A 15,992-nucleotide genomic window follows, 5' to 3' on the forward strand; every position below is an offset into this window, starting at 1 on the left:
CGCACACGCATGAAGCTCTACACCGCACTGACCCGCAAGGCCCTGTTCGCCTCCGGCGGCGGGGATCCGGAGGCGGCGCACCACCGGACCATCCGTCTGCTCGAGGAGGCGGGGAGCACGCCGCGGCGGCGGACCGCGCTGGCCCGGGTGCCGCGACCGACCGCGCCGACGACCGTGTTCGGCATCCGCTTCCCGAACCCCGTCGGTCTGGCCGCCGGGATGGACAAGGACGCGGTGGCGATTCCGGCCTGGGGCGCGCTCGGGTTCGGCTTCGCCGAGGTCGGCACGGTGACCTGGCACGCGCAGCCGGGCAACCCGCAACCGCGCCTGTTCCGGGCGGTCGCGTCGGAGGGCATCGTCAACCGGATGGGCTTCAACAACCGGGGCGCGGAGGCGATGGCCGCCCGTCTCGGTGCGCTGGGCCCGGCGCCGATCCCGATCGGCATCAGCCTCGGCAAGTCGAAGGTGACCCCGGTCGAGGACGCGACCGAGGACTACCTGAACTCGCTCAAGGTGCTGTTGCCCTACGCGGACTACGTCGCGGTCAACGTCTCCTCGCCGAACACGCCCGGCCTGCGCTCGCTGCAGGACAAGGGCGCGCTCGACGAGCTGCTCGCCGCGCTGCGCGGCTACACCGTGTCGGTCGCGGGCCCGGCCGGGCCGGTGCCGCTGCTGGTGAAGATCGCACCGGATCTCACCGACTCCGCGATCGCCGAGGTGCTCGAGGTCTGCACCGCCCGCGGCGTCGCCGGGATCATCGCCACGAACACCACGATCTCCCGGGACGGGCTCGCCCCCGCCGACCGGCACCTCGCCGAGGAGGCCGGCGGCCTGTCGGGTCGGCCGGTCCACGCGATGTCGGTCCGCACGGTGGCGTTCGTCGTGAAGGAGGCCGGCGAGTCGCTGCCGGTCGTCGGGGTGGGCGGCATCCTCGACCCCGACGACGCGAGCCGCATGTTCGACGCCGGGGCCAAGCTGGTCCAGCTCTACACCGGCTTCGTCTACCGGGGCCCCGGGCTGATCCGCGGGATCGTCAAGCGCGCTCGCTGACGAGCGCCCGGCCGTCCGCGTCCACCTCGACGAACTCGCCGAGCGCGAGTTCGTCGAGCTGCGGCGTGACCGTCGCGCGGTCCCCGACCACGACCAGCACCATCTCGTCCAGGGTGAGGAAGTCGGCCAGGAGCTGCCGCAGGGATTCCGGCGTCAGGTCGGCGACCCGGCCGGGCAGGCCGTCGTAGAAGTCCGTCGACAGGCCGCACTGGAAGAGCCCGGCCGTCGTGCGCGCGGCCGCGGACGTGGTCGGGAACAGCTGCGCGATCGAGGCGACCAGCGACTGCCGCGCCTTGGTCAGCTCCTCGTCGGTGACCGGCTCGGCGCAGATGCGCTCGAGCTCGACGAAGATCTCCCGGATCGCCGGCCCGGTCTGGCGGGCGTCGACCGCGGTGTCGATGAGGAACGGGGTCGGGCCGCGGCCGCCGGTGAAGAACGAGAAGGCGCCGTAGGTGTAGCCCTTGTCCTCACGCAGGTTGCCGTTGAGCCGGCTCGTGAACAGACCGCCGAGCACGAGGTTTCCGACCGCCAGCCGGTCGAACCGCGCGTCGCCGCGGGGGAGTCCGGGCAGACCGAGCCGGAGCGCGGTCTGCGTCGCGCCCGGCATCTCGACGAAGGCGAGGCGCGGCCCGGAACGCTGTGCCGGCCCCGGCGTCGGAGGCGTCTCGCCGTCCCCGGCCCAGGAGCCGAACGCGGACTGCGCGAGCTCGTGCGCCCGCGCCTGCTCCACGTCGCCGGTGAGGATCAGCGCGCACGTCGCCGGGGTGAAGGTCCGCCGGTGAAGCTCCGTCAGGTCCTCGACGGTCACCCGGCCCACGCCGTCGGGGTTGCCGACCGACCGGTGGTCGTACGGGTGCGCCGGCCCGTAGATCAGCGGGAGGATGGCCGACCGCGCCACCTCGCCCACGTCCGCGCGGGCGCCGCGGATCTCGTCCTGCTGCTGCTTGCGCAGCCGGGCGACGTCGTCCTCGCGCAGGCCGGGGCGCTGGACGAGGTCGGCGAGCAGGTGCAGGCCCTCCGACGCCTTGTCCGAGAGCAGGTTGATGCTCAGGGTGAGGGCGTCCATCTCGGCGATCGAGCGCAAGCTGGCCCCGAGGGCGGACACCTCCGCGGCGGTCCGGTCGGAGGTGCGGCTCACGTCGCCCTCGCGGAGGACGCGCCCGAGCAACTCGGTGGCGCCGGCCCGGTCGGTCGGGTCGGCCGCACTGCCGCCCAGGGCGACGACCGAGGCCGTCACGAGGGGGAGCCGCCCCATCGGGACGGTGAGGACCCGCAGCCCGTTCGGCAGGGTGAACTCGCCGATGCGGGGGAGCGTGGTGGGCACCTGCGGTCCGGGGCCGGGCACCGCGTCGCGCCAGGGTTCGGCCGAGACGACCGGTTCGGACTCCGCCGGGAGGTCGGTCGGCTCGGGCGGGTCCGGCGGGAGGTGCCGCGGGCCCGGCTGAGTCTCGATCACGAGCCGACGGTCCGTCAGATAGCGGTTCGCGAACTCCCGCAGACTCTCGGCCGTCACGGCCCGGTAGGCCGCCAGGTCCTGAGCCAGGTAGTCCGGCGTGCCCGTGTAGTGGTTGTAGAGGTTGAGCTTGTCGGCACGGTCGCCGAACCCGCCGATCGCCTCGACGGAGCGGACCGTCGACACCAGCGCGTTCGTCCGCGCCGCCTCGACCCGGTCGGGGTCGAGGTCCGCGGCGCGCACCCGCGCGAGGACGTCGTCGATCTCCGCCAGCAGTTCGGCGGTCGTGTGCCCGGACGCGGCGACCGCCTCGATCTGGAACGCCGACCCCTGCCCGTGCGAGTCCTGGTAGGCGTAGACCGACGTCGCCAGCTTGAGCTCGCGGATCAGGCGCGTCCGCAGCAGGCTGTGCGCGTCGCCGGCGAGGACGTGGGCGAGCACGTCGGCGTCGGCGTCACCGTCCGCGAAGGCAAGGGCGGACGGCCAGGCGAGCGTCAGCTTCGGCAGCACGACGTCGTCGGTGAGGGTGAGCCGGCGCTCCTCGGTCAGCTCCGGGGCGCGGTGCACCTGGCGCGGGACGTCCGCGCCGCGCGGGATCGTCGCGAAGTACTTCTCGACCAGCTCGCGGGCGCGCGCCGGGTCGAAGTTGCCCGTGATGGCCAGCGTCGCGTTGTTGGGGACGTAGTAGGTCCGGAAGAAGTCGCGGACGTCGTCGAGCTGCGTGGAGGCAATGTCGGTGTGCGAGCCGATGATCGACGCGTGGTACGGGTGGGGCGCCGGGAAGAGGATCTCGTTGACGGCCTGGTAGGTCAGGGCGTACGGAGCCTGCTCCCAGTTCTGCCGCCGTTCGTTGCGGACGACGGCGATCTGGTTGGCGAGGTTGCGGGCGTCCAGGCAGTCGAGGAGGTAGCCCATGCGGTCGCTCTCGATCCAGAGTGCGAGCTCGAGCTGCTCGGGCGGCAGGTTCGGGATGACGTAGTTCGTGTAGTCGTTGTGCGTCGAGGCGTTCGTGTACGCCCCGACCGACTCGGTGAGGATGTCGATCAGCTCGCCCGGCACGTGTCCGGAACCCTCGAACATCATGTGCTCGAAGAGGTGGGCGAACCCGGTCCGGCCGGGGCGTTCGTCGACCGCGCCGACGTGGTACCAGAGGTTCGTCGCCACCGTCGCCGCCGCCGGCTCGGGGGAGAGGATCACTTCGAGACCGTTGTCGAGGACGTACTTCTCGACCGGGATCGAGATCTCCACCAAACCCCCCAGGGCGTCAGACCGGCACGGCGCCGGCCGGCGCCCTTTCGCGGTCACACCCTAGGTCCGGACCGGTCGCGCCGACGCGGGAGCGGGCACGCCGGCGGACGGCGCTGGACATGTCCAGACATTTTGCACTCCGAGTCTGGACAGGAACCCGAGTGAGATGACAATCTCTAGCGAGTTGCTGGACATTGAAGACCAGTAACTCGATACTTCATGTCATGTTTACCGCCCGCCCGCGTGGCTCCGTCATGTCCCGCCGTCAGTTCACGGCCCTCTTCACCGGCACCGCGGGAGCCGTCCTCCTCTCCGCGTGCGGGGGTGGCTCCGACGACACCGTCGGCGGCTCCGCCGGCACCGAGGGGTCCTCGGCACCCCAGAGCGGGGGCAGCAAGGCCACGCTCTCGCTGGTCGCCTTCGCCGTGCCGAAGGTCGGCTTCGACAAGGTGATCCCCGCGTTCAACGCGACCGAGGCCGGCTCCGGTGTCTTCTTCTCCCAGTCCTACGGCGCCTCCGGCGACCAGTCCCGCAAGGTCGAGTCGGGGCTGCCGACCGACATCGTCCTGTTCTCCCTCGAGCCCGACATCACCCGCCTGGTCAAGGCCGGCCTGATCGACGCGAACTGGAAGGAGGACGAGTACCACGGCGTCCCGGCCAGCTCCGTCGTCACGCTCGTGGTCCGCAAGGGCAACCCGAAGAACATCAAGAACTGGGACGACCTGCTCCGCGACGACATCACGATCGTGAGCCCGAACCCGCTCTCGTCCGGCTCCGCGAAGTGGAACCTGCTCGCGCCGTACCTCTGGAAGAGCAACGGGGGCACGGACCAGCAGGCCGGCCTGGACCTGGTGAAGGGGCTCGTCAAGAACCTCAAGGGTCAGCCGAAGTCCGGCCGCGAGGCCTCCGAGCTGTTCACCGGCGGCACCGGCGACGTGCTGATCAGCTACGAGAACGAGGCGATCCTGCTCGAGAACGACGGCGAGGACGTCGAGTACGTCACGCCGCCGTCGACGCTGCTGATCGAGAACCCGTTCGCGATCATCAACAAGACCAAGAACCGGGCCGCCGCCGAGGCGTTCCGCGACTTCCTCTACTCCGACGAGGGTCAGCGCCTGTGGGGCCAGGCCGGCTTCCGCCCGGTCAAGGCGAACATCTTCTCCGAGTTTCAGGACAAGTACCCGAGCCCGGAGAAGCTCTGGAAGATCGACGAGCAGGGTGGCTGGGACAAGATCAACGCCGAACTCTTCGACGCCGACAACGGCCTGATCACCAAGATCTACACCGAGATCAACGCGTGAGCCTGACCGTCGACTCTCCGGGAACGCCGGCGCCCTCCTCGGCGCCGGCGCCTCGGCGTTCCTGGCGGCGCGCGTTCTCGCCGCCGGTCGGCGGCGTCGGTCCGGTGGGGCTCGGCGTCGCCACGCTGTGGCTCTCCCTCATCGTCCTGCTGCCGCTCGCCGCCGTCGCGACGAAGTCGTTCGAGAAGGGTCCGGACGGGTTCTGGGACGCGGTCACCGCGCCGTCGGCCAAGTCGGCGCTGACGTTCACCCTCGGCGTCTCGGTGCTGGTCGCTCTGATCAACGTCGTCGTCGGCACCCTGATCGCGTGGGTGCTCGTCCGGGACGAGTTCCCCGGCAAGGGCGTGGTCAACGCCCTCATCGACCTGCCGTTCGCGCTGCCGACGATCGTCGCGAGCATCGTCCTGCTCAGCCTCTACGGCCCGCGCAGCCCGATCAACGTCAACCTGGTCGCGACCAAACCGGCCGTCGTGCTCGCGCTGCTGTTCGTCACGCTGCCGTTCGTGGTGCGCACGGTGCAGCCGGTCCTGATGGAGCTCGACGCCGAGGCCGAGGAGGCCGCGGCCTCGCTGGGGGCGAGCAACGTCGTCATCTTCCGCCGGGTTCTCCTCCCGGCGCTGGCCCCCGCGCTGCTCTCGGGCGCGGGTCTCGCCTTCGCCCGCGCGATCGGCGAGTTCGGCTCGGTGGTGCTCATCGGTGGCGGCATCCCGCGCGACACCGAGGTCGCGTCGCAGTACATCGCCACGCAGATCGAGGTCGACCGCCCGGTGAACGCCGCGGCGGTGTCCGTCGCGCTCCTCGCGATCTCGTTCCTGGTCCTGCTGGTCCTGCGGGTCGTCGGCGCCCGCGCGGCGCGGAGGCACTGACGCCGTGCAGACCAAGACCTCCACGAAGCTGACGCTGCGTCTGCTCGCGCTGGGCTACCTCGGGGTCCTGCTCGCGGTGCCGCTGGGCATGATCTTCTGGCGCACGTTCGAGAACGGCTTCGGCCCGTTCTGGGACTCGGTCACGACGCCCGCGGCCCAGTCCGCGGTCCAGCTCTCACTGCTGATCGTGGCGATTGTCGTCCCGATCAACGTCGTGTTCGGCGTGATCACGGCGTTGGCCCTGGCCCGGGGGAAGTTCCCCGGCCGCGGCGTCGTCCAAGCGATCGTCGACCTGCCGTTCGCCGTGTCGCCGGTGGTCGTCGGCGTCTCGTTGATCCTGCTGTGGGGCGTCAACGGCTGGTTCGGCGCACTCGCCGAGAACGGCTTCCGGATCATCTTCTCGCTGCCCGGCATGATCCTGGCGACGATCTTCGTGACGTTGCCGTTCGTCGTGCGCGAGGTCGAGCCCGTCCTCCACGAGATCGGCGACGAGCAGGAGCAGGCCGCCGCGACCCTCGGTGCCTCGCGGTGGCAGACGTTCTGGCGCATCACGCTGCCGGCGATCCGTTGGGGTCTGGTCTACGGCGTCGTGCTCACGGTCGCGCGCTCGCTGGGGGAGTTCGGCGCGCTGACGGTCGTCGCGGGTGGTGTCCCCGGGGAGTCGCAGACCCTGACGCTGCTCGTGCACGCCCGCTACACCGACGACCGCAACACGTTCGGGGCGTACTCGGCCGCGACCGTGCTGATGGCCCTGGCCCTGCTCACCCTGCTCCTGATGACCCTCGTCAACCGCCGGAGGGCGAAGCAGTGATCACCGTCTCCAACGTCACCAAGTTCTACTCGGACTTCAAGGCTCTCGACGACGTCTCCCTCGTCATCCCGGACGGGTCGCTGACGGCGCTGCTCGGCCCGTCGGGCTCGGGCAAGACGTCGCTGCTGCGCGTCATCGCCGGGCTCGAGGAGCCGGACGCGGGGACGGTCGTGATCTCCGGCCAGGACGTCACCCACGTCCGCCCGCAGGGCCGCAACATCGGCTTCGTCTTCCAGCACTACGCGGCGTTCAAGCACATGACGGTGCGGGACAACGTCGCGTTCGGTCTGACGATCCGCAAGAAGCCGAAGGCGCAGATCGACGCCCGGGTCGACGAACTGCTCGGCATCGTCGGCCTCGCCGGCTACCACGACCGGTACCCGAACCAGCTCTCCGGCGGCCAGCGCCAGCGCATGGCGCTCGCCCGGGCGCTGGCGGTCGACCCGAAGGTGCTGCTGCTCGACGAACCGTTCGGGGCCCTCGACGCGAAGGTGCGCGAGGAGCTGCGGGCGTGGCTGCGTCGCCTCCACGACGAGGTGCACGTCACCACCGTCCTGGTCACCCACGACCAGGAGGAGGCGATGGACGTCGCCGGGCACATCGTGGTGATGAACGCCGGCCGCATCGAGCAGGTCGGCACGCCCCGCGAGGTCTACGAGAACCCGCAGACCGAGTTCGTCCTGCGCTTCCTCGGGCCGGTGGCGACCCTGCGCGGCCGCCTCGTCCGGCCGCACGACCTCGTCCTGTCCCGCCTGCCGGCGCCGGGGTCCGTCGCGGGCAAGGTCAACCGCGTCACGCACCTCGGGTTCGAGGTGCGCGTCGAGGTGCGGACCCACGACGACGAGCTCGTGACCGCCCAGCTGACCCGCGGCGAGGCGTGGCACCTCGGGATCGAGGCGGGGGACGAGGTGCACATCACCGCCGAGTCCTCGCCGCGACGGCCCGGCGCCGGAGCGGTGGACCCGATCGCGGCGCGGTGATCGCCGGGCTCGCGGTGAGCCCCGGTATCGCTGTCAATCTGCCTGTCACAGCCGAGGCGTAGGGTCGAGGGCATGACGGAACCCTTCGGCCAGCGGCTCTGGAACGCGGTCGCGGCGCACGGTCCGCTGTGCGTCGGCATCGACCCCCACGCCTCGCTCCTGGAGTCCTGGGGGCTCCCGGACGACGCCGCGGGGGCGGAGCGGTTCGGCCGTACCGTCGTCGAGGCACTGGCCGGTCGCGTCGCCGTGGTGAAACCGCAGTCGGCGTTCTTCGAGCGGTTCGGGGCGGCCGGGGTCGCCGCCCTGGAGCGCACCGTCGCGGACGCCCGGGCGGCCGGGCTGCTGGTCCTGCTCGACGTCAAGCGCGGCGACATCGGGACCACCGCCGCCGCCTACGCGCAGGCCTATCTTGACCCCACCAGCCCGCTGTGCGCCGACGCGCTGACCGTCTCGCCCTACCTGGGCTTCGGTTCGCTGCAGCCCTTCCTGGACGCCGCGACGGCCCACGGGGGCGGTGTCTTCGTGCTCGCCCTGACCTCGAACCCGGAGGGCCCGCAGGTCCAGCACGCGCGGACCGCCGAGGGACGCACCGTGGCCGGCAGCATGCTCTCCGCAGTCGCGGCGGTGAACGCCGGCCAGAGCCCCCAGGGCTCGATCGGCGTCGTCGTGGGCGCCACGATCGGTGACACCGCGGAGGACCTGGCGATCAACGGACCGCTGCTCGTGCCCGGCCTCGGCGCCCAGGGCGGCGGCGCGGACGACCTGCGCCGGCTCTTCGGTCCCGTCGCGCCGCACGTCCTGCCGAGCGTCTCGCGGGAGATCCTCGGGGCAGGCCCGGACCCGGCCGCGCTGGCGGATGCCGCCGCCCGGGCCGGTGACCTGTACGCAGCCGTTTTGCGGTAGCGTCGCCGCTGGTGGCACGGCGGATGCCATCACGAAGTCGAGTCCGAACGAGTAAGTCGAGGTGACCCTGCCGTGGCCCTTCCCCCGCTGACTCCCGAGCAGCGCGCCGCAGCACTTGAGAAGGCCGCCATTGCCCGGCGGGAGCGCGCTGAGGTGAAGAACCGGCTCAAGCACTCCGGGGCCTCCCTCGCTCAGGTGATCAAGGAGGGGCAGGAGAACGAGATCATCGGCAAGATGAAGGTCTCGGCCCTGCTCGAGTCCATGCCGGGTGTCGGCAAGGTGCGCGCGAAGCAGATCATGGAGCGCCTGGGCATCTCCGAGACGCGCCGCGTCCGTGGCCTCGGGACGAACCAGATCGCGGCGCTCGAGCGCGACTTCGGCTCGAGCTGAGGTTGTCCGCATCTGACGGGGCGTCGGTTTCGGCGCCGCGCTTGATCGTGCTCTCCGGGCCCTCGGGTGTGGGGAAGTCCACGCTCCTGGCCTACCTGCGCACACACAACCCGGAGTGGTGGCTGTCGGTCTCCGCGACGACGCGTTTCCCGCGTCCGGGGGAGCGGCACGGCGTCGAGTACTACTTCGTCAGCCGCGCCGAGTTCGAGGCGATGGCGGCCGCCGGCGACCTGCTGGAGTGGGCGGAGTTCGCGGGCAACCTCTACGGCACGCCGCGGCTGCCGGTCGAGGATCAGTTGGCCGCCGGCCGGTCGGTCCTCCTGGAGCTGGAGCTCGAGGGCGCGCGTCAGGTCCGCCAGGCGATGCCGGAGGCCCTGCTGGTCTTCCTCAAGCCGCCGAGCTGGGAGGAACTGGTGCGCCGGCTCACCCACCGGGGCACCGAGCCGCAGGACGTCATCGACGCCCGCCTGGCCCGTGCGCGCGAGGAACTCGCGGCCGAGTCCGAGTTCGACGTGTCGCTGGTCAACACGTCGGTCGAGGAGGTTGCCGCCGAACTGGTAGCCTTGACCCGGGCGCCGAGTCCACGACCCGCCCCCTGACCTGCATCGTTGTGGGTCCGATGATCGCCACAGACCCCTGCTGAAAGGCACCACGTGTCCGCTTCCGCCACCGGCGAGGGCATCACCAACCCGCCGATCGACGAGCTGCTCGAGGCCACCGACTCCAAGTACAGCCTGGTGTCGTACGCCGCCAAGCGGGCCCGGCAGATCAACGCCTACTACTCGCAGCTCGGCGAGGGTCTGCTCGAGTACGTCGGTCCGCTGGTCGAGACCCACGTCCACGAGAAGCCGCTGTCGATCGCGCTGCGCGAGATCAACGCCGGCCTGCTGACCTCCGAGCCGCTCGAGCCGGCCCCGACCGCGGTCTGACGCACCCGCCGGCCATGCCCGACGCGCAGGGTCGTCCCCGGGTCGTCCTCGGGGTCAGCGGCGGCATCGCCGCGTACAAGGCCTGCGAACTGCTGCGTCGCCTCACCGAGGGGGGCGCGTCGGTGCGCGTCGTGCCGACCGAGGCGGCCCTGAAGTTCGTCGGGGCCGCCACCTGGGCCGCCCTGTCCGGGCAGCCCGTCTCGACGTCGGTGTTCGACGACGTCCACGAGGTTCCGCACGTGCGCATCGGCCAGCAGGCCGATCTCGTCGTGGTCGCGCCGGCGACGGCGGACCTGCTCGCGAAGGCCGCCCACGGGCAGGCCGACGACCTGCTGACCGGGACGCTGCTCACCGCCCGGTGCCCGGTGCTCTACGCACCCGCGATGCACACCGAGATGTGGGAGCACCCCGCCACCGTCGAGAACGTGGCGACGCTGCGCCGGCGCGGGGCGATCGTGCTCGACCCGGCCTCCGGCCGGCTCACCGGCGCGGACACCGGCCCCGGCCGGCTGCCCGAGCCGGCCCAGATCCACGCCGCCGCGCTCCGACTGCTCGAGCGCGGCCCGGCCGTGCCCGACCTCGCCGGCCGTCGCGTCGTGATCTCCGCCGGCGGGACGCGCGAACCGCTCGACCCCGTTCGGTTCCTCGGGAACCGCTCGACGGGGCTTCAGGGCTACGCCCTCGCCGAGACCGCCCTCGCCCGCGGGGCCGAGGTCGTCCTCGTGTCGGCGAACGTCGAACTGCCCGACCCCGCCGGGGCGAAGGTCGTGCGCGTCGGCACCGCGGAGGAACTGCGCACCGCGGTCTTCGAGGCGGCGTCCGACGCCGACGTCGTCGTGATGGCCGCCGCGGTCGCCGACTTCCGTCCGGCGCAGCGGGTCGAGGCCAAGATCAAGAAGAGCGACTCCGAACCCGAGCCGCTCGCGCTCGTCCGTAACCCCGACGTGCTCGCGGAACTGTGCGCCGACCGGCCGCGCCCGGGTCAGGTCGTCGTCGGGTTCGCCGCCGAGACCGGCGACGCCGACGGCACGGTCCTCGACCACGGCCGCGCCAAGCTCGCCCGCAAGCGCTGCGACCTGCTCGTGGTCAACGACGTCGGTGCCGACGCCGACGGCCGCAGCAAGGCGTTCGGGTCACCGGACAACGCCGCCGTGATCCTCGGCTCCGACGGCACCGAGACCCCCGTCGCCCGCGGCCCCAAGACCGTCCTCTCCGACGCGATCTGGGATCAGGCCCTCGCCCGCCTGCGTTGAACCGGCCGATGGCGTCGCCGATTCGCCGGCCGTACTGACCCCGTCGCCCCGGACCAGGTGCGCGTGGAGAGCCACGCCACTGAGTGCGCTCACGGCCCCTAGCACCGCAGGACGTCCCAGTAGGTGTTGCGGACGGGGGTGCGGTTCGGGTCGTCCAGTCGGGCGGGCGGAGCCAGGGGCGGCGGTCGGGGGCGAGGAAGATCTCCCAGGCGCCGTGGTGGATGAGGTCGTGGTGCCGGCGGCAGAGCAGGGCGAGGTTGTCGTCGTCGGTGAAGCCGACATCGCCCCAGTGCTTGAGGTGGTGGCCTTCGCAGTAGGTGACCGGGCGGGTGCAGCCGGGGAAGACGCAGCCGGTGTCGCGGACGCAGATCGCGATCCATTGGGCGGGGGAGATGGTGCGGCGGCGACGGCCGAGCTTGAGCGGGGCGCCGTGCTCGGTCATCAGCAGGGCGTAGACGTCGGCGTCGCAGCCGATCCGGCGGACGGCTTCGCCGGAGAGGTCCTCGCCGGTGCTGGTGCGGCCGAGTCCGGTGCGCAGGGTCTCGGCGGTGGCGGTGATGATCAGCCGGGGGCGTTCGCCGTGGGCGGTGGGCATGGCGCCGTGGCTGATGGCCTGGTGGACGATCTCGCGCATGGCGTCGGCCCGGCGGATCTGCGGGGTGCGCGGGTCGGGGTCGCCGTTCTCGCCGGGGCGGGGTGCGTCCAGGGCGGTCATCGCGGCCTTGAGTTCGGCGATGACCTCGTCGGTGTCGCGCCAGGTCAGGGTCTGGGTGCCGTCGTGGTGGTTGCGGATGTTGGCGGCGCGGCGTTCGGCGGCGACCTCCTCCCGGGGGAGGTTGCCGTCGGGGTTGATGGCGTCGTCGATGCGCTTGGAGAGCAGGCCCAGGTCCTCGGCGTTGAACACCTTGGCCTGCTCGAGCAGGAACTCCTCGGCCCAGGTGCGCTGCTCGGCGGTCGCGATCGAGGGCAGGCCGCGCACGACCTTGGCGATCACGCCGGCTTGTTCGAAGTTCACCGTCCCGTCGGCCAGCGCGGTGGCGGTCGCCGAGCAGTCTTGGCCGAGTGTTCCCGCCAGGCGGGTCAGCCGACCGGCTTCTCGGGGTGAGAGGCGCAGGGCGCCGGAGACGAACGCACGCAGCGACGGGGCGCCCATGGTCGCGGCGACGCCGCGGGTGTCGAGCTCCTGGATCGTCCGCACCCCGAGCCCTTGGGCCTTGGAGGTGACCGCGTGCAGGCGCCGGGTGAGTTCGACGGCCTCGGTGTCGGACAGCTGCCAGACCCCGTCCTCGACCCGCTTGGCCAGGTCGGCCAGCGCCGCCTCGACGGCGGCGAGCGAGTCCAGCAGGTCCTCTCCCACACCGGTATCCCAGCACCCGCCACCGACAGTCCTCACCAGCACCGGTGACCCCAGAAACCCCTAGAATTACGGGGTTCTGACGATGAATCACTGCGAACAAGTGGGCGCTGCCGCTAGGTCGGGATTCAGCCCGCAGAACCGAGGGAAACAGCCCGGCGCGTGGTCACCGCGACCGGATCGACTCCGTGAGGCGGAAGTCGGCGAAGTCGAAACCCGGGACGACGACGCACGACACGAGCACCTCGGCGTCGCCGGCCGGTCGGGCGGACTGCCAGACCCCGGGCGGAACGAGGAGCGCGGGGAGTTGGCCGGTCTCGACGTCCGCGCCGAGGAGGTGCTCGACGGGGTCGGTCGGAACGTCCCCGTCCCCACCGAGGGTGAGGACGAGCGGGCCGCCCCGGTGCCAGAACCAGAGCTCGGCGGAGCGGACCTGGTGCCAGGCCGAGGACTCGCCGGGGCCGAGCAGGTAGTGGATCGCGGTGCCGGCGCTCCGCGGCCCGGCGTACCCGGGCAGCCCGGTCAGTTCCAGCGGCGAGCGCCAGGTCTCCCGGTACCAGCCGCCTTCCGGGTGCGGGGCGAGGTCGAGCAACGCGGCCAGCGGCGGGCGTAATCCGGTCATGTCGGGCAGCGTCGCAGAGTCGGTGATCCAATTACCCACCACGGGGCGTGGGCGCGCGCCATGCTGGGACGGGACGCCGAGGGGGCTGAGGGTGGACGCGGCATGAACACGGATCTGCTGCTCGAGATCAACGGGTGGTCGGGCAACTCGGTCGTCGACGCGATCATGAAGTTCGCCGCCGGGACGATGATCTACGGCGTCTTCGCCGTGCTCGCCGTGTTGTGCGTCCTGCAGGTGATGGCCCGTCGCCTGGACCGTCTGATCCTGGTCGGGACCTCGCTGGTGCTGGCGCTCGCGCTCGGTCGCGGCGCCGCCGCGCTGTTCCCGAACGAGCGGCCCTTCATCGAGCACCCCGAGGTTCACCAACTCGTCCACCACGAGCCCGGCCAGTCGTTCCCGAGCGACCACTCGCTGGCCGCGTTCGGGATCGCGTTCGCGATCGCGGCGTTCGTCTCGATGCGCTGGGGCCTCGCTCTCCTCCCCGTGGCGGCGCTCGTCGGGTTCTCCCGCATCTACGTCGGCGTGCACTACCCGGCCGACATCGTCGGCGCCGCCGTCCTCGCCGGGATCGCGGTCGGCGCAGTCGCGCTGGCGGCCCGCTCCGGGCCGGTGGCGCGGCTGCTCGCGGCCCGCTTCCCGGTCGACGCCCGGGCGGCGTGACCCGGGCCGATCGGGTCCGGAATCATCGGCGGCGTGAGCGCCCCCGAGCACGCCCCGCCGCCCATCGACCTGCCGACCGTCGTCGAGGCCGCCGACCGCGCCCTGGACCGGGTCGCCGAGCTCGTCCGCAGCATCCCTGAGCAGAGCGGCCAGGCGCTGCCGGAGTGGACGATCGCGCAGACCGCCGCGCACCTGGTGGGCGTCGTCGGCGCCTACATCGACGTCGCCGCGGGCCGGGGCTCGCCGTACACGGACATCCGGGCCGCGGCGCGGACGAACGACGAGATGCTCGCCCGCGTCACCGACCGGACGCCGTTCCTGCTCGCCGAGCAGATCCAGGCCCTCCGCCCGGCGCTGGCCGCGGCGATCGGCGAGGAGCCCGACGGCTACCGCCCCGGTCACGAGGGGGTCCCCCTGCTGCGCTCGACGGCGGTGGCGCGGATCCTCGGCGAGGCGGTCGTCCACGGCTGGGACATGGCCACCGCGGCCCAGCGGATGTGGTGGATCGAGCCGTCCGACGCGGCGCTGATCTTCCGGTCCTTCCTGCCGTTCCTGCCGTTGTTCGTCCACCCCGAGAACGCCACAGGGGTGAACGCGCGGTTCGACGTCCGCGTCCGGAAGTTCCCCGAGGCCCGAGCGGTCTTCGCGTTCCGGGACGGGCAGCTGACCGTCGAGGGGGAGCCGCAGGGCCGTGTGGACTGCACGATCGTCGGTGCGCCCGCGTCGATGATCCTCGTCATCCATCGCCGGATCAGCCTGTGGAACCCGATCGCGCGGGGGCAGATGGTGGCGTGGGGCACGAAGCCGTGGCTCGCGTTTCGGCTGGTGAACCTGTTCGACCCGCCCTGACCGATAAGATCTCCGGGTTGTCGGCCCGCGGATCGGGCCAGCCCCGCCAGTCTGGAGTGTGCCGTGTCGCGTCGTCTGTTCACCTCGGAATCCGTCACCGAGGGCCACCCGGACAAGATCGCGGACCAGATCAGTGACTCCATCCTCGACGCGCTCCTCAAGGAGGACCCGCGCAGCCGGGTCGCCGTCGAGACCCTCATCACCACCGGCCAGGTCCACGTGGCAGGCGAGGTCACCACCCAGGGCTACGCCGACATCCCGACGATCGTCCGCGACCGCGTCCTGGAGATCGGGTACGACTCGTCGAAGAAGGGCTTCGACGGCGCGTCCTGCGGCGTCTCGGTCTCGATCGGCTCGCAGTCGCCCGACATCGCGCAGGGCGTCGATGCCGCCTACGAGGCCCGCGAGGGCGAGGGCACCGACGAGCTCGACAAGCAGGGCGCCGGCGACCAGGGCCTGATGTTCGGCTACGCCTGCGACGACACCCCCGAGTTCATGCCGCTGCCAATCCAGCTGGCGCACCGGCTCGCGCAGCGCCTCACCGCCGTCCGCAAGTCGGGCACGGTTCCCTACCTCCGTCCGGACGGCAAGACCCAGGTCACCATCGAGTACGACGGCGACCGGCCGGTGCGTCTCGACACCGTCGTCGTGTCCTCGCAGCACGCCGACGACATCGACCTCAAGACCCTGCTGGCGCCGGACGTCGCCGACCACGTCGTCGCGCCCGAGCTCGCGAACATCGACATCGACACCGCCGGCTACCGACTGCTGGTGAATCCGACCGGCAAGTTCGTCGTCGGTGGCCCGATGGGCGACGCCGGTCTGACCGGTCGCAAGATCATCGTCGACACCTACGGCGGCATGGCCCGCCACGGCGGTGGCGCCTTCTCCGGCAAGGACCCGTCCAAGGTCGACCGCTCGGCCGCGTACGCGATGCGCTGGGTCGCCAAGAACGTCGTCGCCGCCGGACTCGCCCGCCGCTGCGAGGTCCAGGTCGCCTACGCCATCGGCAAGGCGCACCCGGTCGGCGTCTTCGTCGAGACCTTCGGCACCGAGAACGTCGACCCGGCCAAGATCCAGTCGGCCGTGACGACGGTGTTCGACCTGCGCCCGGCCGCGATCATCCGTGACCTCGACCTGCTCCGCCCGATCTACACGCCGACCGCGGCGTACGGGCACTTCGGCCGCGACCTCCCGGACTTCACCTGGGAGCGCACCGACCGCGTCGACGCCCTCCGCAGCGCCTGCGGCATCTGACGCGACCCCAGCGGCGCCGCGTCCCGCCTTGTCAAAAAAGGGTGACACCCCTTACTGCGCAGTAAG

Annotated in this window: 15 protein-coding genes and 1 pseudogene; 13 read left to right on the top strand and 3 right to left on the bottom strand. The window is 71.8% G+C overall.

Annotated elements, in window-relative coordinates:
- The first annotated feature begins 9 nt into the window (after positions 1 to 9).
- Positions 10 to 1,050 carry a quinone-dependent dihydroorotate dehydrogenase gene (locus ABD401_RS15905; RefSeq protein ID WP_344606455.1) on the top strand — a complete coding sequence of 347 codons (1,041 nt, stop codon included), beginning with the start codon at positions 10 to 12 and terminating at the stop codon, positions 1,048 to 1,050.
- Here the strand turns inward: ABD401_RS15905 and ABD401_RS15910 are convergent.
- On the bottom strand, positions 1,034 to 3,751 hold the full coding sequence (locus tag ABD401_RS15910; protein WP_344606457.1) for a M16 family metallopeptidase: 2,718 nt from the start codon (positions 3,749 to 3,751) through the stop codon (positions 1,034 to 1,036). The genes ABD401_RS15905 and ABD401_RS15910 overlap by 17 nt on opposite strands.
- A gap of 224 nt (positions 3,752 to 3,975) precedes the next feature.
- Here ABD401_RS15910 and ABD401_RS15915 point away from each other — a divergent pair, with 224 nt between their 5' ends.
- From ABD401_RS15915 to coaBC, 9 genes are all read left to right on the top strand, one after another.
- Positions 3,976 to 5,052 (top strand): sulfate ABC transporter substrate-binding protein, encoded by a 1,077-nt coding sequence (locus ABD401_RS15915; RefSeq protein WP_425566170.1) that lies wholly within the window; start codon positions 3,976 to 3,978, stop codon positions 5,050 to 5,052.
- Entirely contained in the window at positions 5,049 to 5,918 is an 870-nt protein-coding gene (gene cysT, locus ABD401_RS15920; RefSeq protein ID WP_425566171.1) for a sulfate ABC transporter permease subunit CysT, read from the top strand. Before ABD401_RS15915 ends, cysT begins: the two co-directional genes overlap by 4 nt.
- A gap of 4 nt (positions 5,919 to 5,922) precedes the next feature.
- On the top strand, positions 5,923 to 6,729 hold the full coding sequence (cysW, locus tag ABD401_RS15925) for a sulfate ABC transporter permease subunit CysW (protein WP_344606459.1): 807 nt from the start codon (positions 5,923 to 5,925) through the stop codon (positions 6,727 to 6,729).
- Positions 6,726 to 7,709 carry a sulfate/molybdate ABC transporter ATP-binding protein gene (locus tag ABD401_RS15930; protein ID WP_344606461.1) on the top strand — a complete coding sequence of 328 codons (984 nt, stop codon included), beginning with the start codon at positions 6,726 to 6,728 and terminating at the stop codon, positions 7,707 to 7,709. The genes cysW and ABD401_RS15930 overlap by 4 nt, the downstream gene beginning before the upstream one ends.
- 72 nt (positions 7,710 to 7,781) lie before the next feature.
- Complete coding sequence (gene pyrF / locus ABD401_RS15935; RefSeq protein ID WP_344606463.1) at positions 7,782 to 8,612, top strand: orotidine-5'-phosphate decarboxylase; 831 nt, start codon at positions 7,782 to 7,784, stop codon at positions 8,610 to 8,612.
- 72 nt (positions 8,613 to 8,684) lie between these two features.
- Positions 8,685 to 9,002 carry an integration host factor, actinobacterial type gene (gene mihF / locus ABD401_RS15940; RefSeq protein ID WP_028984968.1) on the top strand — a complete coding sequence of 106 codons (318 nt, stop codon included), beginning with the start codon at positions 8,685 to 8,687 and terminating at the stop codon, positions 9,000 to 9,002.
- Positions 8,999 to 9,601: a guanylate kinase gene (gene gmk, locus ABD401_RS15945; protein ID WP_344606657.1), complete on the top strand. Its 603-nt coding sequence runs from the start codon at positions 8,999 to 9,001 to the stop codon at positions 9,599 to 9,601. Before mihF ends, gmk begins: the two co-directional genes overlap by 4 nt.
- 54 nt (positions 9,602 to 9,655) lie before the next feature.
- The gene (gene rpoZ, locus ABD401_RS15950; protein WP_344606465.1) at positions 9,656 to 9,931 is read left to right on the top strand and encodes a DNA-directed RNA polymerase subunit omega; all 276 of its coding nucleotides are present in this window, start codon (positions 9,656 to 9,658) and stop codon (positions 9,929 to 9,931) included.
- A 14-nt stretch (positions 9,932 to 9,945) separates the two neighbouring features.
- A complete protein-coding gene (gene coaBC / locus ABD401_RS15955; RefSeq protein WP_344606467.1) occupies positions 9,946 to 11,184 on the top strand; it encodes a bifunctional phosphopantothenoylcysteine decarboxylase/phosphopantothenate--cysteine ligase CoaBC in 1,239 nt (412 codons plus the stop codon).
- A 367-nt stretch (positions 11,185 to 11,551) separates the two neighbouring features.
- On the opposite strand, the pseudogene ABD401_RS15960 reads toward coaBC, so the two are convergent.
- Both ABD401_RS15960 and ABD401_RS15965 read right to left on the bottom strand, forming a co-directional pair.
- Positions 11,552 to 12,583: pseudogene (locus tag ABD401_RS15960) on the bottom strand (DUF222 domain-containing protein); the annotation flags it as partial.
- 121 nt (positions 12,584 to 12,704) lie between these two features.
- The gene (locus ABD401_RS15965; RefSeq protein ID WP_344606469.1) at positions 12,705 to 13,160 is read right to left on the bottom strand and encodes a cupin domain-containing protein; all 456 of its coding nucleotides are present in this window, start codon (positions 13,158 to 13,160) and stop codon (positions 12,705 to 12,707) included.
- Between the two features lie 102 nt (positions 13,161 to 13,262).
- Here ABD401_RS15965 and ABD401_RS15970 point away from each other — a divergent pair, with 102 nt between their 5' ends.
- The 3 genes from ABD401_RS15970 (at position 13,263) to metK (ending at position 15,926) form a co-directional block, all read left to right on the top strand.
- Complete coding sequence (locus ABD401_RS15970; protein ID WP_344606471.1) at positions 13,263 to 13,820, top strand: phosphatase PAP2 family protein; 558 nt, start codon at positions 13,263 to 13,265, stop codon at positions 13,818 to 13,820.
- Between the two features lie 33 nt (positions 13,821 to 13,853).
- Positions 13,854 to 14,669: a maleylpyruvate isomerase N-terminal domain-containing protein gene (locus ABD401_RS15975; RefSeq protein ID WP_344606473.1), complete on the top strand. Its 816-nt coding sequence runs from the start codon at positions 13,854 to 13,856 to the stop codon at positions 14,667 to 14,669.
- A 63-nt stretch (positions 14,670 to 14,732) separates the two neighbouring features.
- Positions 14,733 to 15,926, top strand: coding sequence for a methionine adenosyltransferase (gene metK / locus ABD401_RS15980; RefSeq protein WP_344606475.1), 1,194 nt, complete (start codon positions 14,733 to 14,735; stop codon positions 15,924 to 15,926).
- Positions 15,927 to 15,992: the final 66 nt, after the last annotated feature.

This window comes from Sporichthya brevicatena (genome assembly GCF_039525035.1).
GTDB lineage: Bacteria > Actinomycetota > Actinomycetes > Sporichthyales > Sporichthyaceae > Sporichthya > Sporichthya brevicatena.